The sequence below is a fragment of the Bacillus sp. FSL K6-2865 genome, assembly GCF_040311405.1.
GTDB lineage: Bacteria > Bacillota > Bacilli > Bacillales > Bacillaceae > Bacillus > Bacillus velezensis.
In genome coordinates this window covers 68,843-89,215 of sequence record NZ_CP152036.1, presented here as the reverse complement: position 1 = coordinate 89,215, position 20,373 = coordinate 68,843, and the positions used below count along the sequence as shown (strand labels likewise).

22 protein-coding genes and 2 tRNA genes are annotated in these 20,373 nt (G+C 46.3%); all 24 read right to left on the bottom strand.

Annotated features, from left to right (window positions below; genetic code table 11):
- Positions 1 to 21: 21 nt before the first annotated feature.
- The 24 genes from dusB to yabP all read right to left on the bottom strand — a co-directional run bounded on the left by dusB (position 22) and on the right by yabP (position 20,369).
- On the bottom strand, positions 22 to 1,023 hold the full coding sequence (gene dusB, locus NYE42_RS00480) for a tRNA dihydrouridine synthase DusB (protein WP_007409948.1): 1,002 nt from the start codon (positions 1,021 to 1,023) through the stop codon (positions 22 to 24).
- 21 nt (positions 1,024 to 1,044) lie between these two features.
- A complete protein-coding gene (locus NYE42_RS00475; RefSeq protein ID WP_003150668.1) occupies positions 1,045 to 1,254 on the bottom strand; it encodes a helix-turn-helix transcriptional regulator in 210 nt (69 codons plus the stop codon).
- A complete protein-coding gene (gene folK / locus NYE42_RS00470) occupies positions 1,206 to 1,709 on the bottom strand; it encodes a 2-amino-4-hydroxy-6-hydroxymethyldihydropteridine diphosphokinase (protein ID WP_007409947.1) in 504 nt (167 codons plus the stop codon). The genes NYE42_RS00475 and folK overlap by 49 nt, the downstream gene beginning before the upstream one ends.
- Entirely contained in the window at positions 1,706 to 2,068 is a 363-nt protein-coding gene (folB, locus tag NYE42_RS00465; RefSeq protein WP_003150671.1) for a dihydroneopterin aldolase, read from the bottom strand. The genes folK and folB overlap by 4 nt, the downstream gene beginning before the upstream one ends.
- Positions 2,061 to 2,918 (bottom strand): dihydropteroate synthase, encoded by an 858-nt coding sequence (folP, locus tag NYE42_RS00460; RefSeq protein WP_007409946.1) that lies wholly within the window; start codon positions 2,916 to 2,918, stop codon positions 2,061 to 2,063. The genes folB and folP overlap by 8 nt, the downstream gene beginning before the upstream one ends.
- Positions 2,899 to 3,783 carry an aminodeoxychorismate lyase gene (gene pabC, locus NYE42_RS00455; RefSeq protein ID WP_277507063.1) on the bottom strand — a complete coding sequence of 295 codons (885 nt, stop codon included), beginning with the start codon at positions 3,781 to 3,783 and terminating at the stop codon, positions 2,899 to 2,901. Before pabC ends, folP begins: the two co-directional genes overlap by 20 nt.
- A complete protein-coding gene (gene pabA / locus NYE42_RS00450) occupies positions 3,780 to 4,367 on the bottom strand; it encodes an aminodeoxychorismate/anthranilate synthase component II (RefSeq protein WP_007409944.1) in 588 nt (195 codons plus the stop codon). Before pabA ends, pabC begins: the two co-directional genes overlap by 4 nt.
- 6 nt (positions 4,368 to 4,373) lie before the next feature.
- Positions 4,374 to 5,795, bottom strand: coding sequence for an aminodeoxychorismate synthase, component I (gene pabB / locus NYE42_RS00445; RefSeq protein WP_277507064.1), 1,422 nt, complete (start codon positions 5,793 to 5,795; stop codon positions 4,374 to 4,376).
- Between the two features lie 168 nt (positions 5,796 to 5,963).
- Positions 5,964 to 6,890: a cysteine synthase A gene (gene cysK, locus NYE42_RS00440; protein WP_007615206.1), complete on the bottom strand. Its 927-nt coding sequence runs from the start codon at positions 6,888 to 6,890 to the stop codon at positions 5,964 to 5,966.
- Between the two features lie 75 nt (positions 6,891 to 6,965).
- Positions 6,966 to 7,856 carry a peptidyl-prolyl cis-trans isomerase gene (locus NYE42_RS00435; protein ID WP_033575241.1) on the bottom strand — a complete coding sequence of 297 codons (891 nt, stop codon included), beginning with the start codon at positions 7,854 to 7,856 and terminating at the stop codon, positions 6,966 to 6,968.
- Positions 7,857 to 7,901: 45 nt separating this feature from the next.
- Positions 7,902 to 8,777 (bottom strand): Hsp33 family molecular chaperone HslO, encoded by an 876-nt coding sequence (gene hslO, locus NYE42_RS00430; protein WP_004264606.1) that lies wholly within the window; start codon positions 8,775 to 8,777, stop codon positions 7,902 to 7,904.
- 10 nt (positions 8,778 to 8,787) lie between these two features.
- Positions 8,788 to 9,564 carry a type III pantothenate kinase gene (locus NYE42_RS00425; RefSeq protein WP_352426693.1) on the bottom strand — a complete coding sequence of 259 codons (777 nt, stop codon included), beginning with the start codon at positions 9,562 to 9,564 and terminating at the stop codon, positions 8,788 to 8,790.
- Positions 9,565 to 9,712: 148 nt separating this feature from the next.
- A complete protein-coding gene (gene ftsH, locus NYE42_RS00420; protein ID WP_004264608.1) occupies positions 9,713 to 11,632 on the bottom strand; it encodes an ATP-dependent zinc metalloprotease FtsH in 1,920 nt (639 codons plus the stop codon).
- Between the two features lie 97 nt (positions 11,633 to 11,729).
- Positions 11,730 to 12,269: a hypoxanthine phosphoribosyltransferase gene (gene hpt / locus NYE42_RS00415; protein WP_004264611.1), complete on the bottom strand. Its 540-nt coding sequence runs from the start codon at positions 12,267 to 12,269 to the stop codon at positions 11,730 to 11,732.
- The gene (gene tilS, locus NYE42_RS00410; RefSeq protein WP_144464958.1) at positions 12,266 to 13,684 is read right to left on the bottom strand and encodes a tRNA lysidine(34) synthetase TilS; all 1,419 of its coding nucleotides are present in this window, start codon (positions 13,682 to 13,684) and stop codon (positions 12,266 to 12,268) included. Before tilS ends, hpt begins: the two co-directional genes overlap by 4 nt.
- A gap of 104 nt (positions 13,685 to 13,788) precedes the next feature.
- Positions 13,789 to 14,790, bottom strand: coding sequence for a serine/threonine-protein kinase (locus NYE42_RS00405; protein ID WP_352426692.1), 1,002 nt, complete (start codon positions 14,788 to 14,790; stop codon positions 13,789 to 13,791).
- Entirely contained in the window at positions 14,756 to 15,493 is a 738-nt protein-coding gene (locus tag NYE42_RS00400; protein ID WP_004264624.1) for a VWA domain-containing protein, read from the bottom strand. The genes NYE42_RS00405 and NYE42_RS00400 overlap by 35 nt, the downstream gene beginning before the upstream one ends.
- Before the next feature lie 67 nt (positions 15,494 to 15,560).
- The gene (gene spoIIE, locus NYE42_RS00395) at positions 15,561 to 18,050 is read right to left on the bottom strand and encodes a stage II sporulation protein E (protein WP_007409936.1); all 2,490 of its coding nucleotides are present in this window, start codon (positions 18,048 to 18,050) and stop codon (positions 15,561 to 15,563) included.
- 209 nt (positions 18,051 to 18,259) lie between these two features.
- A tRNA-Glu gene (locus NYE42_RS00390) sits at positions 18,260 to 18,331 on the bottom strand.
- 7 nt (positions 18,332 to 18,338) lie between these two features.
- A tRNA-Met gene (locus NYE42_RS00385) sits at positions 18,339 to 18,415 on the bottom strand.
- Positions 18,416 to 18,572: 157 nt separating this feature from the next.
- Positions 18,573 to 18,959, bottom strand: a complete 387-nt coding sequence (locus NYE42_RS00380) for a S1 domain-containing RNA-binding protein (protein ID WP_004264630.1) — start codon at positions 18,957 to 18,959, stop codon at positions 18,573 to 18,575.
- Positions 18,960 to 19,039: 80 nt separating this feature from the next.
- Positions 19,040 to 19,417 (bottom strand): cell division protein DivIC, encoded by a 378-nt coding sequence (divIC, locus tag NYE42_RS00375; RefSeq protein ID WP_004264632.1) that lies wholly within the window; start codon positions 19,415 to 19,417, stop codon positions 19,040 to 19,042.
- A 17-nt stretch (positions 19,418 to 19,434) separates the two neighbouring features.
- Entirely contained in the window at positions 19,435 to 20,070 is a 636-nt protein-coding gene (gene yabQ, locus NYE42_RS00370; RefSeq protein WP_144665028.1) for a spore cortex biosynthesis protein YabQ, read from the bottom strand.
- Complete coding sequence (yabP, locus tag NYE42_RS00365; protein WP_004264638.1) at positions 20,067 to 20,369, bottom strand: sporulation protein YabP; 303 nt, start codon at positions 20,367 to 20,369, stop codon at positions 20,067 to 20,069. The genes yabQ and yabP overlap by 4 nt, the downstream gene beginning before the upstream one ends.
- Between the last annotated feature and the right edge of the window lie 4 nt (positions 20,370 to 20,373).

Here is a 20,373-nt window from a genome sequence, read left to right as displayed (position 1 = left end):
AGCAGCAATAGAGGGTGTATATTAACCTACTTTTGCATCTTGAAGCTCTTTTGCCTCTGCTTCGGCGGTAAATGCATCTAAAAGCTGCACAACTTCTTCACGCGTCTCACATTGGTTAATTTCGTTGCGTACATTCGCATTGCCTCTGACACCTTTCAGATACCAGGCAGCGTGTTTTCTCATTTCTCTGACTGCCACATTTTCGCCTTTTAACTTAATCAGGCGGTCTAAGTGCAGTTTGCATACCGACATTTTTTCACGGACTTTCGGTTCGTCTTTTAACTCGCCGGTTTCAAGGTAGTGCACCGTACGGTAAATCATCCACGGGTTGCCGAGTGCGGCCCGGCCGATCATGACCCCGTCAACTCCTGTTTCCTCAAGCATGCGTTTCGCGTCCTGAGGCGTTTTGACATCACCGTTTCCGATGACGGGAATGGAGACGGATTGCTTCACTTCTTTAATGATATCCCAGTTCGCAGTGCCTTCATACATTTGCACTCTTGTGCGGCCGTGAAGGGCAACGGCTTTTCCGCCGGCACGTTCAACGGCTTGGGCGTTTTTCACCGCATAAATGTGCTCTTCATCCCAGCCCATTCTCATCTTCACTGTAACCGGCTTATCAACAGCATCTACTACTGCGGATACCATTTCATAAATCTTATCGGGATCGAGAAGCCATTTGGCGCCCGCGTCACATTTTGTAATCTTGGGTACGGGACATCCCATGTTAATATCAATAATATCAGCAGTCGTGTTTTGATCTACAAACTTCGCCGCTTCCACAAGGGTTTCCTTTTTCCCTCCAAAAATCTGAAGGCTGAGCGGTTTTTCACGTTCATCAATGTAAAGCATCCCCATTGTTCTTGCGTTGTTGTAAAGAATCGCTTTGTCACTGACCATTTCAGCGCATACCAATCCGGCTCCGAATTCCTTTACAGTCAATCTGAACGCTGAGTTGCAGACACCGGCCATAGGGGCAAGCACAACCCGGTTTTTCAATTGAATATCACCGATTTTAAACATTTTTCCCCTCCTTTCATTTGTCTATTTTTCAGGCGGGGCCAATTCGTCCGCACTTATATTTAAAACATCTGCCGCATCTTGAATGATGGCATCTGACGGCAATCGGTTTCCGCGTTCAATTTCACCGACAATAGAAACTGATATACCTAATGCTTTTGCAAATCCTTCTTGAGTATAACCTTTCAGCTTTCTGAATGCACGAATTCGCCTACCCCAGATTTCTGCTTCCATACTCTTACACCTTCTTGGTTTGTTTCAGCGCTTATCGTGATATGATCCGCCTGCGGGCATATTTCTTTTAACGGCGCAAGGACAAATAAGCGCTCATACATTCTCGGATGCGGAACAATCAGCCGCTCTGTTTCAATATTTTCACGATTATACAGCAAAATGTCAAGGTCTGCCGTCCGCGGTCCCCAGCGAATCTCTCTCGTTCTGCCTAATTCAGCTTCAATGCTCTGCGTTACATCAAGAAGTTCAAAAGGAGATAACGACGTTTTCACTTCAACCGCCATATTGAGAAACTGATCTTGATCCTCATAGCCGACGGGATCTGTTTCATATATGGAGGACACCTTTGACACCGTCACGCCATGATGCCGGCTGAGCATGGCCACTGCCTGACGCAAATAATGTTCACGGTCGCCCATATTGGAGCCGAGGCCGATATATGCCGTATTGTTCATGATTTCTTTCTCGTCATTTCTATGGCCACTGATTTATAATGGCCGGGAATCGGCGGGTCAGGCTTAACAACCTTTACCGTACATTGCTGCACCGGTTCAAATTTCTCAAGGACGGTGTCTGCGATCCGTTCCGCAAGGGTCTCGACCAAATTAACGGGCTCGCCCTCAACGATGCCGCGGCAGACACTGTACAATTCCGCATAGTTAATGGTATAAGAGAGGTCATCCGTTTTTCCCGCTTTGCTCAAATCCAGTTCGGCAGTCAGGTCTACTTTGAAGCGCTGGCCGAGTTTGTTTTCTTCTTCGAACACGCCGTGATATCCGTAAAACTCCATACCTTCCACATATACTTTATCCATAATGTACGCCTCCTTTGTTCAACATAGCATCCATCATCTTCGTCATTCTTGCGATCTCTTTGACATCGTGCACCCTCACAATGTCGCAGCCTTTTTGGACGCCAAGGCATACTGTCGCTCCCGTTCCCTCGGCACGTTCTTCAGGGGGAAGGTCAAGCACACGGCCGATGAACCTTTTTCTCGATGTCGCCAGGAGCAGCGGATAACCTAACCCGCTGAACACCTCCAGCTTGTTCATGACAGCCAGATTGTCCTCATAGTTTTTCGCAAAGCCGATCCCCGGATCCAGAATCATGTTTTCATCTGTGACGCCGGCTTCTGCGGCAATTTTTACGCTTTCCATCAAGTCTGCAAGCATATCAGGAATAAGATCGTTGTAGTTTCTTTCCATGCGATTATGCATTAAGATAATCGGAACCCCGTGTGCGGCGGCTACTGACGCCATGTCAGGATCACCTTTCGCCCCCCAGATGTCATTAAGGATAGAGGCTCCCGCTTTGACCGCTTCGTCTGCCACGGACGCTTTGTACGTATCGATTGAAAGCGGAATGTCCAGCTCGCTTGTGATCCGCTCTATGACGGGGATGACTCGTGACATTTCCTCATCAGCCGACACGAGTGATGCGCCGGGTCTTGTCGATTCGCCGCCGATATCTATGATATGCGCCCCTTCTTCAGCCATCTTCGCCGCATGCAGAAGCGCCCTTTCCGTACTGTCGTATTTACCGCCGTCAGAGAAGGAGTCTGGCGTTACATTTAATATCCCCATAACGAGCGTCTTCTCTTTATAGGACAGAGCGCCTTTTTTTGTATGAATCAGTTTAGGCTGTTCAATTGTTTGCTGCGCCATTTTGTTCCTCCTCCTGTACATTCATTTTGTTTATTTCCTGCTGATACTGATTACGGAGCAATTGCACCGTTTTTCCGCTCACTCCGGGCAGCGGCACTTCCTCTATTTTAGAAAACGGGATGATTTCAAGCACGGAGTTTGTCAACCATGCTTCATCCGCTTCAAGCATTGATTGAAAACGGAATCGGCCTTCGGTGACTTCTGTCCCCTGCCGTTTCAATTCATCAATAACAAACTGTCTCGTTACGCCGTCGAGAATTCCCGTATCCAAGGATGGTGTAAAGACCTTGTCTCCTTTTTTCCAAAACACGTTGGAGACGATGCCTTCCGCGACATCTCCTTCTCCGGTCAGGAAAATGCCTTCAAGATTGGGATCATTCCCGATCTCCCGTTTAGCATACATGTTGTTTAAATAGTGATGGGATTTTAACCGGAAATATCCTTCAGGCGTATTTCTCCTGATAGAGAGAAGCCTGCCTTCTTTTTGAACAGGCAGAGTTTCCGGATTGAGCCGGTTGACGAAACAAAGGACGGTCGGCTTTTCATAAGTCTGCGCGGCAAACCCTTTATCGCTGACGCCTGCCGAGATGTTAAGCCGGACACGCGCGCTGCCGTCCTTGATCTCATTGAGGAGCAACAGTCTCCGAAGCATATCAAGCAGCTCCTGTTTGTTCACCTCATATGCAATCTGCAGATCCCGAAGCGCCCTGTTGAGCCTGGCGACATGCGCATCCGGCAGAAACGGCCGACCGCTGTAAAGCCTGAACGTCTCGAACGCGCCGATCCCGTACAGATAACCATGGTCAAAAGGAGAAAGCGCCGCTTCTTTCTCCTCTATATATTGACCATTCAAATATATAATCACACCGTCACTTCCTTTTTGCGGTGTGTCTCTATAAAGTTTCTGAGCATCTCTTTGCCGAAGGAGGTCATGATGGATTCCGGATGGAACTGAACACCTTCAACAGGCAGCTCATTATGGCGGATTGCCATAATTTCTCCTTCTTTGGTTTGAGCGGATACCGTAAAACAATCCGGCAGCGTGTCCGCTTTGACAATAAGTGAATGGTACCGGGTGGCGACAAGCGGATTTTGCAGGCCTTTAAAAATCGTCTGTCCGTCATGCATAACTTCTGACGTTTTGCCGTGCATGAGCCGCTCCGCTCTGACGACGTCGCCGCCGAATACTTGCGCAATCGACTGATGTCCGAGACATACGCCGAAAATAGGAATACTGCCGGCAAAATGTTTGATGGCTTCGAGGCTGATCCCCGCTTCATCAGGACTGCACGGCCCGGGTGAAATCATTAAGAAGTCCGGACCCAGCTCTTCAATCTGCTCAATCGTAATCTCGTCATTCCGTCTGACGATCAGTTCCTCCCCGAGCTCACCCAAATATTGAACCAAGTTGTACGTAAATGAATCATAATTGTCAATCATTAAAATCATCTCTGCTCACCTCGTCTGATTTTTTGTCTCTTCTTCGCTCAGCTCTAACGCCTTTTTCATCGCAAAAGCTTTTTTGAACGATTCCTTGTATTCATGCTTCGGAACCGAATCAATGACCACTCCTGCTCCGGACTGCATGAAAGCATGTCCGCCGGCTGCATAGATCGTCCGGATCACAATGTTAAACTGCAAATCTCCGTTGAATCCGAACCAGCCTATAGATCCAGTATAAAGCCCCCGTCTTGTCGGCTCAAGCTCTTCTATAATTTCCATCGTTCTCACTTTGGGCGCTCCCGTGATGGTGCCCCCCGGGAAAACCGCATGAATAATGTCTGTCGCGTCATATCCGTCCTGCAGTTCCCCCTGTACGTTTGACACGATATGCATGACGTGGGAATACTTTTCGATTGCCATAAATTCGTTAACCCGCACGGAGCCGTAGCGCGATACGCGCCCGAGGTCATTGCGCTCAAGATCAACAAGCATGACATGTTCCGCACGTTCTTTTTCGTTGTGAATTAATTCATCAGCCAAAGCCTTGTCTTCAGCATCGTCTTTTCCTCTTGAACGCGTACCCGCGATCGGTCTCGTTTCAAGCTTCTTCCCCTTCTTTGTCACCAATAGCTCCGGCGACCCGCATATCACTTGAAACCCCGGTGTCTCGAGATAGGCCATGTAAGGAGACGGATTGACGTTTCTCAAGTGTTTATACACCTCATACGGATGAACGAATAAGGACTGAGACTGCCTGATGGACAAATTAACCTGGAACACATCGCCGCTCGCGATATATTGTTTAATTTGTTCTACAGCCTGTGAAAATCCTTCCTCGGTGAACGGAGCGGCGTACGATCCGTCCCCATTCCGATTCAGCGGTGAAAAAGGCTCGTCCGCCGTTTGGAGGGAACACCACATGTCCTCTAAGCCGGACAGCTTTTCTTCCGCAAGATCCGCTTCTTCCGCTTCAGTATGGGTAATGAGCCATAACGCCTCTTCCTCATGGTCATAAACAGCCACATCATCAAAAACCAGAAAGTAAATATCAGGTGTTTCCAGATCATCTAACGACAGCATCTTAAAATTCTCAATATATCGGGCGTAGTCGTAACTGATAAAACCAATCGCACCGCCCTGAAAGTCCGGAAACTCAACGTTTGTTTCCGTTCCGAGCGTTCCAAACCATTCATGAAAGGCCCGCAGCGGGTCTCCTTCTTTAAACAGTGTTTCCCCCTCATGCTTGATCGTTGTAATTCCGTCTTTTCCTCTGACGGACGCAATCGGATCTAGACCGGCTATACTGAATCTTCCCCCTCTCGCGCTTTCGAGCAGAACATGCCGTTTTCTCGATTTCGAAAGGTTTTCATATCGCTGTAAAAATGCTTGTTTCGTAAAAGGTATTTTTCTTCCTGCCGGTCTGCGTTGTGCCATCATATCAATCCTCTGCTTCGTTTTACTGTAGTTTTATTTTAAAGCAATCACACTGGTGAAAAAAGTGAATTTCACTTCCAACCATAAAATTCGAAACGTTTTTTGGATTTCCGATGCTTCAGGCACAAAAAAAACTCCCGGATACAGCCGGGAGCCGTGTGTATGTCTCTATTCAAACTGATAAAGCGGTGTGCTTAAGTAACGTTCTCCGTTACTAGGGATGATCGCAAGCACTTTCTTGCCTTTCCCCAATTTTTTCGCGATTTCCAGTGCCGCGTAAATGGCCGCTCCGGAAGAAATGCCGCCAAGAATCCCTTCTTCTTTTGCCGTTTTACGGGCATATTCAAATGCATCCTCGTTTTTGACGGGAATGATCTGATCATAGATGTCCGTATTCAATGTTTCAGGGACAAATCCCGCTCCGATACCCTGAATTTTATGCGGGCCCGGTTTTCCGCCGGAAAGAACTGGAGAATCCGCCGGCTCTACCGCATAGATTTTGATGGATGGATATGCTTCTTTCAGCACTTCGCCCGCTCCCGTGATGGTTCCGCCGGTACCGATTCCGGCCACGAACGCATCAAGCTGGTCGTCACCAAACTGTTCTACGATTTCTTTCCCTGTCGTTTGGCGGTGAATTTCCGGGTTTGCCGCATTGTTGAATTGCTGAGGCACAAAGTATCCGTGTTCCTCGGCAAGTTCTTCCGCCTTTTTAATGGCGCCCTTCATTCCTTCTGCGCCGGGAGTCAGCACAAGCTCCGCTCCGTATGCGCGCAGCAGATTGCGTCGCTCCATACTCATTGTATCAGGCATAACGAGAATGGCTCTGAGACCTTTAGCCGCTGCCACCATCGCAAGACCGATTCCTGTATTTCCGCTTGTCGGTTCAATGATTGTGTCGCCGGCTTTTAATTTTCCTTCTTTTTCAGCCGCTTCAATCATCGCCACTCCGATCCGGTCTTTTACGCTGCTGCCCGGATTCATGTATTCAAGCTTCAGATATACATCTGCACTGTTTTCATCCGTCAGGCGATTCAATTTCACAATAGGAGTATTTCCGATTAGTTCAGTAATAGAATTTGCAATACGCACCATGTTGGACACCTCAATTTCCGACTAAATTTATTGGTATTATAAATATAAGTTATCAATTTCAAAATTTTTTGTCAATCATTTAGTTCTTTTTTCCCCGTAGAACCAAGAGACCCCCGCCTCTTTCCACAGCGTTTTGACTGTCGCCTTGTCACCTAATTGATCCATCGCGATCTGGCGTCTGATTTGGCTCTTCACTTCATTGTATGAGAAAGTTCTCGATTTAAGCTTTTCTTTCAGCTGAATGACGGCGTATCCTGAAGAAACTTTAATCGGTTCAGCGGACCATTCATCTTCTTTAAGACTTTTAGCTTCTGTGATATATGCCTGCGGGATATTTTCCTGGTTTTCTGTCACAAAGCCGAGGTCTCCGCCATACTGAGACGTATATCTGTCCGTAGAACGTTCAGCGGCGACGGCTTCAAAGCTGGAACCGCCTTTCAAATCAGCAAGCACCCTGTCCGCCTCATCTTTGTTTTTGACGACAATGTGCCGGATTCTGTAGGAATCATCGAAATGGTACAATTCTTTATTTTTATTATAAAATGATTGCATTTCCTTATCCGATATATCGATGTCCTTCGTCAGCAGTTCTTCAAGAAGAATGTTGTAGCGGATCTGGTCTCTCCATTCTTTTTCGGTAATATGGCTGTCTTCATAAAATGAATTATCTACCGCTTTGATTAAAAGAAATTCCCGCTCCAATTCGCTGTTTGAAACTGTAAGTTTATTCTTTTTCGCAAGCTCTTCCACTACTTCTGCATTAATCATGTCTTCCAGAGTTGATTTTCCGTACTGGTCTTCCATCTTTTTCATCCAGTCTTGCCGTGTGATATGTTTATCACCGATTGTCGCGATGGATTCTTCAGATGACCCCGCGGCTTGGGATTTTGTTAACTTATACGCCACTGTCACACTGCATACTAACAGCGCCGCTACAATAATCGTCAAAAGTGTTCTCGATTTCAAAATCTACCCCATCCCTTTTATAAAATAGAACAACCCGCTAAAGAGCTAGCGGGTTGTTTCGTCACGAAGCTCTTCCAGTTCTTCTTTTGTAAATAAATATTTCTCATTACAAAAATGGCAAACCGCTTCGGCTTTTCCGTCTTCTTCTATCATATCTTGTATTTCTTTTTTGCCTAGTCCTAAAATGGCCGTTTCGAATCGATCTTTTGAACAAGAACAGTGAAATTTGACCGGCATTGTTTCGAGAACGTCCGGTTTTTGACCCAGAACTTCTTCTAAGATTTCTTCCGGTGTCAGGCCTTTTTGAATCAATTTTGAAATCGGTTCGATTTGAGATAATTGCTTTTCAATTGTTGAAATGGTTTCTTCATCAGTCCCCGGAAGAAGCTGAATGATGAACCCGCCCGCAGCGAGAATCGTGTTATCAGGATTTACTAGAACACCTACGCCGACAGATGAAGGGACTTGTTCAGAAGAAACAAGATAATATGTGAAGTCGTCACCGAGTTCACCCGAGACAATCTCTACTTGTCCCGTAAAATAATCACGCAAGCCCAAATCTTTTACGACACTGAGTGTTCCGTCAGTTCCGACCGCCCGTCTGACATCCAGTTTCCCTTGTTCATTGAGATCAAAATGAACGTGCGGGTTTGATACGTACGCTCTTACCTCACCCTTTGCGTTCGCATCTGCGACAATGGCTCCGATCGGGCCGCCGCCTTCTATTTTGACTGTCAGCTTATCTTCACCCTTAAGCATCGCTCCGAGCATCAGAGAAGCTGTCATCGTCCGGCCGATTGCGGCTGATGCCGTCGGCCACGTGTCATGCCTTCTTTGCGCTTCATTAACCATATCTGTCGTTCTGGCTGCATAAGCCCGCACTTTACCGTCATATGCAATTGCTTTAATTAAATAATCCATCGTTTACCTCCTATACGTGACCCACGCGATTTCGCTCATAAATGATTTCCAGCCCTTTCAGAGTGAGAAACGGGTCAACAATATCAATACAGTCTGATTCGTTTGCGATTAATGACGCAAGCCCGCCTGTCGCAATGACTTTCGGTTCCTGTGTTGCCTGCCATTTCATCCGCTTCACTATACCTTCAACTTGTCCGACATAGCCGAAAAGAATGCCGGACTGCATGGCGCTTACCGTGTTTTTGCCGATGATATTGTCCGGACGGGCAATTTCAATTCTTGGAAGCTTCGCCGCACGTGAGTACAGCGCTTCCGTTGAAATCGTAATGCCGGGAGCAATCGCGCCGCCCATGTATTGTTTGTTTTCATCAATGTAGCAATACGTCGTCGCCGTTCCGAAATCAACAACAATTAAGGGGCCGCCATACTGCTGGATCGCCGCAACGGCATTGACGATCCTGTCAGCTCCCACTTCTTTCGGATTGTCATACTTTATATTTAAACCTGTTTTCATTCCCGGGCCGACAACTTGCGGCTCGATGTGAAAGTATTTTGTGCACATTCTTTCTAAAGAAAACATAATCGGCGGCACCACGGATGAGATGATAATCCCTTCAATCTGTTCAAACATGAGTCCGGAATGTTTAAATAAGGAGCGGAGCAGCATGCCGAATTCGTCTTCTGTTTTGTGCCTGCTCGTTTCTATGCGCCAATGATATTCTAATTCCCCATCATGATATACACCAATCACGGTGTTGGTGTTCCCCACATCTATAACCAGTAACAACCTCTATCACCACTTTTGAATAGTTTCTAATCATAACATTTTCAACATTCTACAATACCATACACGATCTGCGGCTCTTTTGTAAACAAAACGGAACCAGCAAAAAAACCGCCGGTATATGCCGGCGGTTTTCATATCAGAAAGCGAACTATTCTTTCGGCTCGTCTTTCTTTTCGTCTTCTGTTTTAGACAGGATGTTTACTTTCACATCGTCTTTTTGAAGATGGTCATCTGAGAAATTGCGCTCAGGGAGTTTTCCGTGATCCACGAGATGCTTGATTTGTTCCGCATCTAATGTTTCCACATCAAGCAATGTCTGAGCAATCAATTCAAGCTTATCACGATTTTCAGTCAGGATGGTTTTCGCACGCTCATAACATTCTTTAATGATGCGCTGAATTTCCTGATCGATTTCGTAAGCGATTTGATCACTGTAGTTTTGCTCGTTGTTGAAATCCCGGCCCAGGAATACTTGACCGCCTTGAGATTGACCGAACTGAAGCGGTCCGAGTTTTTCAGACATACCGAACTCTGTCACCATTCTTCTGGCAATGTTCGTTGCCCGCTGGAAGTCATTGTGAGCGCCCGTGCTGACTTCGCCGAAGATAATTTCCTCGGCAACGCGTCCGCCCAGAAGACCGACAATTTTATCGAGAAGTTCAGGTTTTGTCTGGAAGTAACGGTCTTCTCTCGGAAGCATGACCGCGTATCCGCCAGCCTGCCCCCTCGGAACGATCGTTACTTTATGAACCATATCGGCTTCATCCAGCACAAGTCCGATAACGGTGTGACCGCCCTCGTGGTACGCCACGATATTGCGTTCTTTTTTCGAGATGACGCGGCTCTTCTTCGCAGGACCCGCAATGACACGGTCCGTTGCTTCATCAATGTCGCGCATATCAATTTTCTTCTTGTTTTGACGGGCAGCAACGAGTGCCGCTTCGTTAAGAAGGTTTTCTAAATCTGCGCCTGAGAAACCGGGTGTTCTTGAAGCGATTGCTTTTAAGTTCACCGTTTCATCAAGCGGTTTGTTTCTCGCATGCACCTGTAATACGGCTTCACGGCCGATGACATCCGGACGGTCTACCGTAATCTGACGGTCAAAACGTCCCGGACGGAGCAATGCAGGGTCAAGAATGTCCGCGCGGTTTGTCGCAGCGATAATAATGATTCCTTCATTCGCACTGAAACCGTCCATCTCAACAAGCAGCTGGTTCAGCGTCTGTTCGCGTTCATCATGCCCGCCGCCAAGACCTGCGCCGCGCTGACGTCCCACCGCGTCGATCTCATCAATGAAGATCAGACAAGGCGCATTCTTTTTCGCATTTTCGAATAAATCACGCACACGGGAAGCACCGACACCGACAAACATTTCAACGAAGTCAGATCCGCTGATGCTGAAGAAAGGAACGCCCGCTTCACCGGCTGAGGCTCTCGCAAGCAGCGTCTTACCGGTTCCCGGAGGTCCGACCAACAGCACGCCTTTAGGGATTCTGGCGCCAAGCTCGGCGAATTTGCGAGGATCTTTCAGAAACTCAACAACCTCAACAAGCTCCTGCTTCTCCTCATCCGCGCCGGCTACATCTTTAAACTTCACGCGTTTCTTTTCTTCCGTATACAGCTTCGCTTTGCTCTTTCCGAAGTTCATGACACGGCTGCCGCCGCCCTGAGCCTGATTGAGCAGGAAGAAAAACAGAATAAAGATGATGACAAACGGAATGATCGTCGTTAAGAACGTCACCCACCCGCTTGTTTCCTGTGCGGGATCAACTTTTACGTCCGTCTTTTTAATTGCATCAAATATCTGGTCTGCTCCTTTTCCTTCAGGAACATGTGTTAAAAAGTACTGGTCTTTGTCGTATTTTTTCAGCTGTCCTTTTACCTCATAAACACCTCTGACAGGCTGAACCGATACGCTATCAACTTTCCCTTCATCGAGGTTCTTGATAAACGTACTGTACGACATATTTTCTGTCTTCGGGTTTGAAGTCTGGAAGTAACTCACAACCCCGATTACTACTAATAAAATAAGTAAATAAAAAATGGTATTACGGAAGACCCGATTCATTCCTTACCTCCTCCCACAGTAAGCACAACTATGTTCAATAGTACCATAGAAAATCATTCCAATACAACCGATAACCATCTCGGAAGCAGGCAGCCGATCAGCTTTCATAAATCGCCGGTTTTAATACTCCGATGTAAGGCAGATTGCGATAGCGTTCGGCATAATCAAGTCCGTAACCCACAACAAACGCGTCAGGAACTTCAAAGCCTACGAAGTCTGCTTTAATGTCCGCTTTTCTTCCGCTTGGTTTATCCAACAGGGTAACAATCTTAATTGATTTCGCTTTACGATATCGGAAGAGTTCTACGAGATAGCTCAAGGTTAACCCACTGTCGATAATATCTTCAATGATTAAGATGTCCCGGCCTTCTACAGATGTATCCAAATCTTTGATGATTTTGACTTCTCCGGAAGAAACCGTGGAATTTCCGTAGCTTGATACATCCATGAAGTCCATTTCCAAATATGTATCAATATGCTTTATAAGATCAGCCATAAAAGGAAGCGCTCCCTTTAACACACCGATTGCCAACGGAAACGTGTCGCTGTACTCGCTTGTTAATTGTTCTCCAAGCTGTTTTACTTTCTGCTGGATCTCATCTTCTGAGATCAGCACTTTTTCGATATCCTGTTTCATGTTAATGCTTGCCCCCTACACTTTTCATGCTGTCTATATTGTAATACAATGCGGTCACTGTTTGAAATCACAAGATCGTCAAAGATGGATTTTTTCAAGCCAGGCAGCCAGATAATTTCACCGCTCGCATCCGTTACAATCGGCCATTCGTCCCGATCCCGCAGAGGCAGTTTATGATCAATAAATATATCTTTCACCTTTTTCGAGCCATTCATCCCTTTAAGTTTGATCCGGTCGCCGATTTTTCTCGTCCGGATTGTTAAAGGAAATTGCACCTTGTTTCTGCTTGTCATAAAAACAGCATTCCCATTTTTGATATGAGGGTCAGCCTGATCGGCCACCTCTATCATAAAGCCGTTGGGGAGAACAGCAGTCTCGCCTTCCGCTCCTTGCAGCTGCAGCTCAAAAGGAACTTTTTCACATTGCCATTGTTCAAATGTAAACAAACATGTCTGATATGATTTGACCACCTTCAGCCCTTTCGGAAAATCAAGCACTCCCGAGGCGCTTCCATTTTCCGCCCATTCGAGAAACTGCTGTATGTGGCGGGCGGAAAACGACGATGGAACGTTTTCATAAAGATAGTTTAATATTAGTTGAACTCCTCTTCTTTGTAAAGGTATCGGAAGGGCAAGCAATTGAGAGAAATTGACTTCAACCGATGTGTCAGACTTGCTTGTAATAACCTTATTCATTCGTTCTTTCGTTAATGACTGCAGGTATTGTTCGTCTTCTGTCAGTGCTTCACTCACCTTTTGAAACATTTTATGAACGTCAGGTGATTCATGTTTTAAAAAAGGAAGCACGGTCTTTCTGAATCTGTTTCTTGTATAATCGTCTTTTGCATTGCTCTCATCCGTTCTGTAGCTGAGCCCTTCTTGACGGCAGTATTCAAGGATTTCATCCTTTGCCGCATAGAGGAAAGGCCTGATCAGCCAGCCGGATGCAAATTCGCGGACGGGCTGCATTCCCGCAAGCCCTGCCCCGAGCGTACCTTTCGCAAGCCTCATGAGCATTGTCTCAACCTGGTCATCGCCGTGATGAGCCAGCGCCAAAAACTTCGCTTGGTGTTTTGTCATCAGATCTTCGAAAAACTGATATCTGCAATCACGCGCGGCAGCCTGCTTGTTCAGCTTATTCTTCTTTGCGTATGCAGAAACATCAATCTGTACCGTTTCGCAGAGGATATGTTCCGCTTCGCAATATGACTGCACAAACTTCATATCTTCTTCAGATTCAGGACCCCTGAACTGATGGTCGACATGCGCCGCTATGATAACGGAGGAATGCCCGAAGTGCTTATTCAGCATACTGAGAAGCGCCATTGAATCAGGGCCTCCGGAGACCCCGGCAATAATCGTTTCTCCCTCCGCCTGAAGATGATATGTTTTGAAAAAATCTTCCACGCTTTTCACAATGTCCCCCTCACAATGAGCAGGTTTTTTAAAGATATACATATCCTATCACTTTCATTCCCTCCAAGCAAAGAAGAAGCATGAGCGCAGGCGTCCGGCCGGCTTTAGATGAGAAAAAAGACGATGTAAGCGAAATAAAGGGCGAGAACGCTGATTAAAATAAGTGTTGTTTCAAACAAACCATTGTGCTTTGCGGGTTTTTGTTTAGGTTTATACCGCGTTTGAGATACAGTGCCCTGCCGCGGTTTTGATTGCGGCGGCTTAGGCTTGACGACGGCTTTCCTTTTGCTCCCGGCGCTCTGCCCCGCCGTCAGGATGTCATGCTTCATGGCTTCCGCAGACGGATATTGGCCGTTTAAAGCAGAAAACAGAACCTTCTTATACTTATTCAGAAACGGGTGGCCTTCAATGATAGAACGAAGCTGTTCTTTCGGCTGTCCTGACTTTTTGCACTCTTTCTTCTGGACACAGTGGATCATGATCATTGCGACAGCAAACAGGTCATAGGATGGTTCTGCTTTTCTTGTTCCATACCCCCAATAGCCCCTGTCGTAAAACTCCGTATACTCTTTAATCGCGCGGCCCTGTTTTGTCGTTCCCCCTACATCAATGCAGCGAATGGCAGCCGGTGGTCCGGTTACAATGAGATTGTCCGGTTTGAGGTCGCCAAAAACCCACCCTTGCTGATGAAGGACTGACAGGCTGGAAAGAAGCTGCACCATCAGCACCGGAATCCACTCCGCTCCCTTACTGCTGATATATTGCGGAAGAAGCGGCCCTTCTATGTACTCCATCACGTAAAAAGAGACATTTTTATTCAGCTGCGGAATAAACGCGTCGTCCGCATCAAAAAAAGAAGGCCCCATCGTTTGCGACCGGGCCTTTGAAAAGGATTTTAAGACATTCACTTCAGAGGTAACAGACATGCTGTCGCTGCTTATTTTCAAAGCGACCTGTCCGCCTGATGCTTCTGCCAGATATACAATACCGTTAGCCCCTTTTCCAAGCTGTTTGAGCAATCTGTAGGATTTGCCGTTCCATTTGCCCTGAATTGCCGTCCCCGGTGCCAGACTACATGCCAAACTCGTTAAAGCGTCGTTCATCATCAGCCAACATGCTCCTTCTTGAGCGGATTCTCTCAAACTGCTGCGTCGCTTCCCGGATAGCGGGGCCCGTAGGGGTGATACCGCCGGTCGACAGCTTCGCAAAGAGTGCAGAAAGGGATTCAAGCTTCGGCGTCCAATTCAGCACAAGCTCAACTTCCTGGCTTTTCCCGGGAAATATACACATTGCAAATTCATTTTGCCCGGCCCGGGAATTTAAACTGATGGAAAGATCGATCAGCGCTTCTTTCACCGTCGGCAGTTTCGGCGCCATACTCGCACTCGTATCAACCAGCACAAGCACTTGCAGATGAACCGTTTCGCCGAGTTCATCAACCACTTCCATCACTTCGCCGCGTTTTTCAGGAGAAAGCTCTTCCATTTCAACGTTTTTCCCTAAGATTTGTTTAAGCTCTTGATTGACGACACCTTGCAGCGTCTGGGTCATTGCTTTTTTCGTCACCATTTGAACCGTCTGAGACAATTGTGACGCATACACAACTTGATGGACGCCGCCTCCGGCCATGGCGATGCCTTCAACTTCCTTCATTGCCTCTTGGTCAATCGCGTTTTCTTCCATAATTCCTATAACATTCACCGTAATCCCCTGCTCCTTGGCGAAAGCCGCCATTGCGATCGGGTCTTCACCATGATTGGAGCAGCCATCTGTAATCAGCAGAACTTGATTTAAATGTCCCTTATTCACATACATTCCTCCCGGTGATACGATTAGTCCCATCTTCGCCAGAAGGAAAGTGATTTATACGAAATGATTAAGAAATCTCCTTTTTATTTTGGAAAACCGCCGGCACAGGTATGGAAGCCCATTTCGGCGTGTTGTGGTCAATCCGGACAACAACCACCGTCATATCGTCTTCGATTTGGCCGGAACGCGTTCTGATGACCTCTTCCATTAATATATCAGCGATTTCCTGCGGATCTTCGGTTTTCAGCCCTTTCATTTTCCGTTTCATCCACAGGTCGTGGTTTTCAACGTGCTTCGGTCCTTCAAAAATACCGTCACTCATCATGACGAGCAGATCTCCCGCTTTTAACTGTTCGCTTACAACCTCCACATCAAATTCATTGATGATGCCGATCGGCAGATTACTGGCCTGCACTTTCATGACTTGATCTCCCCGCTTGATAAAACTCGGCGTTGAACCGACCTTCAAGAATTTGCAGCTTGCATCCTGAAGATCAATGATAGAAAGATCGAGAGTTGAGTAAATTTCGTCTGTCGTCCGTAAAGACAGAATACTGTTGATCGTTTTGATCGCTATTTTTTCATCAATACCTGATTCGAGAATTTTTTCGAGCAGCTTAATCGTTTCGTTGCTCTCATAATGGGCCCTCGCCCCATTGCCCATGCCGTCACTGATCGCGGCCGCATACTTTCTCGCCCCCAGTTCCATCATGCTGTAGCTGTCGCCGGAGACAAGGCCGCCGCCTTTTGCCGCATGAGCCGCGCCTGTCGATACCCGGTACGACTTGGTCGAACCGAACGCGACATGGCTGTAGCCATTCGGATGAGTCGAGTGCTGTTCGCTTTTGACAAGTATCTGCTCCTCAAGAATGTCAGACAGCATCGGGGCGATAATTTTCTCACTCTCGCCGTGTCCTCCGCTGAACGGGATTGTCATTTCGATATCAATATTGCCCTGCTCCAAGCTGTATATCTCGACATGCTGAATCTCGATTCCGAAATGCTGAAGCGCCTCTATCATTTGTTCTTCCTGAATAAAATGCTGCTCCCTCTCCCGTTTTATTTCCCGAGAAAAGTCCGCCATGACCTCAGAAACCCCCAACAGCTGCTCGGCAACAAGCCTTCTGCTGTCCTGAACTTTTCTCTTCAGTGTCAGATGGGCGTGATGGTGGGCAAGTTCGTCCTCAATCAGCTCTTCCACCTGTCTGGATTTGGAACAGTGCTGTTGAAACTCCTTTTTTAATCTGCGGTTTGAAGCATACTGTTTTTCTTCTGTTTCATGCATAACTTGTTTCATTAAGTCATATGTTTTATCAAAGTTTTGAACCCAGCATTTGCTTTTCTTATAGCAGGATTGGCACGAATGCTCCGTGATTTTGCTTAAAAAGAGATCCACTTCCCCTTCTTCCGCCTGCTCATCAGAAGACGTCTGATGAAAGGTGGCGAAGCTCTCCGACAAGGCATGAAACACATTGGAGAACTGGTCTACTTTCTGGGCGGTGACATCTCTGATTTTCCTCGCGTACTGCTGCTGTTCCTGACTGTGCTCAGCAGTTCCCGGTATGTATCGCGCCACCTTTTTCGTAATCGATTGGGGCGTAATCAAAAACAAAACAACGGCAATCAAAGATTCATAAAGGGTGGTCATTAATCCGGCAGACCCTTCTCCATATAATGAAATCAGCAGTGAGCCGATCACTAACCCGACTGCGGCTCCGGCTTTCTTTCCTTCTTTCAGCAGCCCGCCAAGAAGCCCGGAAAACGCAAGCAGACTCATTTGATAGAGGTTCCCGATATTCGCAAGCCCGAGGATCAGTCCGGTCACCACACCGACCGTACAGCCGATGCTTGCCCCGCCGACAAAGGAAAAACTCAGCACGACATAGCGGGCCAGGATATGTTCAGCCTGCATTCCCTGAAATGAAACACCGGCAAGCCCGGTTAAAACGGATGCGATCAAGATCATAAAACAGATGATTTCTTCTATTTTTAACGATTGCTTCACTTTTTTGATCGTGAAGATCGGCAGGCTTTGCAAAAAGATCAGCGTCAAAATAAAGGCCAGGCCCGCCTCGACAACAGCCATCACATAATCATAGGTGGTAAAAGCGCCGCTCTCAAAATAAACAAATCCGATTCTCGCCGCAGCCATAGAGAAAAACACCACGATCGGCAGCATCTTCACCCGGTCCTGCACGATATATGTACCGATTTTTGAAAATAGAGTGAAGACGGCCAAAGCTGTGAGAATCAATAAAGAGTGTTTCGGCGAAATGGTTAAAGCGCCCGCAAGTAAAGACAGACAAGCATAGAAGGCTTTATCTCTTCTGATCAAAAGCATCGCTCCGAAAAACGGCAGCGCAAACGGAAGAACCTCAGATAATATGAAAGCCCGTCCAAGTAAAAAACCGATCACGACATAAATGAAACCCTTATAGAAAAAAAGTGAATGCGCTTGATGGACTGTAAGCTTTGCCGCCTTTTCAAAAAACGATTGCAGTTTTTCCAGAGCTTGTCCCGCCATCGGCCCGTTCACTCTTCTTTCCGCTTTTTCCATTGCTCTCATCCCCCACCTGTTTTATTCGTTGCTTGTCATTATAAATGAAAGCCCAGATAGGATTTTGTCAAAAGAAGGTAACAATTCCAAAGAACTCTTCGACGCTTTCTCCCTTGTTCCCCTTTCCTTTCGTATTTCCTCCGACATTTCTCAAAAAGTTGTCTAAATATGAAAAAATCGGCTTCTGCAACAGAAGCCGATTCGCTTGATGACCCGTACGGGATTCGAACCCGTGTTACCGCCGTGAAAGGGCGGTGTCTTAACCGCTTGACCAACGGGCCATATATATGGTAGCGGCGGAGGGGATCGAACCCCCGACCTCACGGGTATGAACCGTACGCTCTAGCCAGCTGAGCTACACCGCCATATAGGTGCTTATAAGCACAAGTTATATAATACAAAGGTTTCTTCATTCCGTCAACAGAAACTTTGAAGTTTTAATTTTCTGACTATAATGGCGCATACAAAAAAAGCACCCGCTGGGATAGACGGATGCTCCATGTATTTATAGAAAGCAGCAAGTTATCCTCTTCTTGCTCCGCGCCCTCCACGTTTTGATTCCGTGTTTCGTTTTAAAGATGATAAGCGGTCTTCGCTATCTTTAAGAAACTTGTTCATTTTCTGTTCAAAAGATTCTTTCGGACGGAAATCATTTCTAGGTCTGGCTTGCGGACGGTCTTTAGCTTTTTTAATTGATAAACCAATTTTCCCGTCTTTTTCAACGTTGATGACTTTCACTTCAACTTGATCGCCGACTTTTAAATGCTCGTTAATGTCTTTAACATAATTATCGGCTACCTCACTGATATGAACGAGACCGGTTGAGCCTCCAGGCAATTCAACAAATGCTCCGAAATTTGTAATACCTGTTATTTTCCCTTGCAACTTGCTGCCAACTTCAATCGACATAAAAAAAGTGCTCCTCCTTAGGCTTATAAAAAGATCGTTTGTTTAATTATACCTAAATAAAAATTTAAGTGTCAACAAGGCTACTTGCTCTTCTTTTCTACATTGAAGAGAATCTCACCATTTCCTGACATAAACAAGTCTCTTCTGGCAAGCTCTGTGACGTAATCCTCATCCTTTAATTTGGAAATTTCATCTTTTAAATCAGCCTGTTTCGCGTTCAATTCTTTCACTTGTTTTTCCAGCTGAGCTTTCTTTTCTTCGTTTGCGCTAAGGGAAGAGGTCTGTGACCACAGAGAACCCGCTAAGACAATAGCCGTCAACAACACAAGGGCGCCGAATACGATCAACCGTCTGAAAAGCCCTTTCCGCCTTCTTTTCATAAGCTGGGATTGCCGTTCAACCTGCTCTTTATAGTCGTTTTGGATTTCAGTTATTGTACGTTCTCTAGATAGATTCAAACCAGACGGTCCTCCTTTCACCTTTTCAAAATACGTATCATGGTCGATCTGATTGTTATGATTAGTTTCTTGCTCTTTTGTAAAAATCCTGCACTTTTTTGAAAATATCGTTTGAAAGTAAGACGCCACTTTTCAGGAAGAAGTTTCAATAATTGTTTCAACAGGAAAAACAGCGGATACAGCAAAAACGTTACGATCTTAAAAAGACACTTCGCAAAAAAGGCACTCACCTGATAGGAGTATAAAGAAACAACCGTGATCAGCCCGATGAGCAGCTTAAAGAGCAGAAGCACCGGACGGAACAGCACGTGTTGAATGAGCTTTTTTGCGAATTGGTAAAGAGACACCGCAAGATGAATGGCAAATTTCAGTATTTTTATATACATTCGTTTAAACAGGCTTTGGTACGTCGCAATCCCCAGTAAGACAGCCAAGAAAATGTATACCCTGAGTTCTCCTTCATTCACGTTGAGCAGCACATAGAAAAACAGCAGACCTTGTACAATCCAAAAGAGAATGTCATGAATGAATAACAGCCATCTGGCCGTTTTGGCGCGGCTGACAAACAGCCTGTATGTATCAAGCGACGCTCCGAGCCAGGCGCCCATACCGGTCATTGCCAGCATCGTATAAAATTGGGTGGTCAGCGTCATTTAAACAACTTGCTAAAAAACCCTTTAGCTTTATCCCCTTGCTGCTCGTCTAAATATACAAGGTCAAACACCCTGCCTTTTATAGATACAATCCCTTTTTCCACATCAAGATTTTTCATCTGCAGGTTCTCGCCTCTGACGGAAAGCATTCCCATAACCGTTTCCAGCAAAAACTCTTCGTTGTCAAAACTTTCCACATGCTTGACGCCCGAAATGTCTAAATGCTTTCTCCCTTTCATCGTTACATCATGCTGTTCCGGAACAGAAGAAGAACCTTTTTGCTCATAATATGAATTCATCTAT

What these genes read in the sequence shown, in the direction of transcription:
- dusB (WP_007409948.1), bottom strand. Translation starts at nt 1,023, where the DNA reads ATGTTTAAAATCGGTGATATTCAATTGAAAAACCGGGTTGTGCTTGCC.
- NYE42_RS00475 (WP_003150668.1), bottom strand. Translation starts at nt 1,254, where the DNA reads ATGGAAGCAGAAATCTGGGGTAGGCGAATTCGTGCATTCAGAAAGCTG.
- folK (WP_007409947.1), bottom strand. Translation starts at nt 1,709, where the DNA reads ATGAACAATACGGCATATATCGGCCTCGGCTCCAATATGGGCGACCGT.
- folB (WP_003150671.1), bottom strand. Translation starts at nt 2,068, where the DNA reads ATGGATAAAGTATATGTGGAAGGTATGGAGTTTTACGGATATCACGGC.
- folP (WP_007409946.1), bottom strand. Translation starts at nt 2,918, where the DNA reads ATGGCGCAGCAAACAATTGAACAGCCTAAACTGATTCATACAAAAAAA.
- pabA (WP_007409944.1), bottom strand. Translation starts at nt 4,367, where the DNA reads ATGATTTTAATGATTGACAATTATGATTCATTTACGTACAACTTGGTT.
- pabB (WP_277507064.1), bottom strand. Translation starts at nt 5,795, where the DNA reads ATGGCACAACGCAGACCGGCAGGAAGAAAAATACCTTTTACGAAACAA.
- cysK (WP_007615206.1), bottom strand. Translation starts at nt 6,890, where the DNA reads ATGGTGCGTATTGCAAATTCTATTACTGAACTAATCGGAAATACTCCT.
- hslO (WP_004264606.1), bottom strand. Translation starts at nt 8,777, where the DNA reads ATGGATTATTTAATTAAAGCAATTGCATATGACGGTAAAGTGCGGGCT.
- ftsH (WP_004264608.1), bottom strand. Translation starts at nt 11,632, where the DNA reads ATGAATCGGGTCTTCCGTAATACCATTTTTTATTTACTTATTTTATTA.
- hpt (WP_004264611.1), bottom strand. Translation starts at nt 12,269, where the DNA reads ATGAAACAGGATATCGAAAAAGTGCTGATCTCAGAAGATGAGATCCAG.
- NYE42_RS00405 (WP_352426692.1), bottom strand. Translation starts at nt 14,790, where the DNA reads ATGATGAACGACGCTTTAACGAGTTTGGCATGTAGTCTGGCACCGGGG.
- spoIIE (WP_007409936.1), bottom strand. Translation starts at nt 18,050, where the DNA reads ATGGAAAAAGCGGAAAGAAGAGTGAACGGGCCGATGGCGGGACAAGCT.
- NYE42_RS00380 (WP_004264630.1), bottom strand. Translation starts at nt 18,959, where the DNA reads ATGTCGATTGAAGTTGGCAGCAAGTTGCAAGGGAAAATAACAGGTATT.
- yabQ (WP_144665028.1), bottom strand. Translation starts at nt 20,070, where the DNA reads ATGACGCTGACCACCCAATTTTATACGATGCTGGCAATGACCGGTATG.
- yabP (WP_004264638.1), bottom strand. Translation starts at nt 20,369, where the DNA reads ATGAATTCATATTATGAGCAAAAAGGTTCTTCTTCTGTTCCGGAACAG.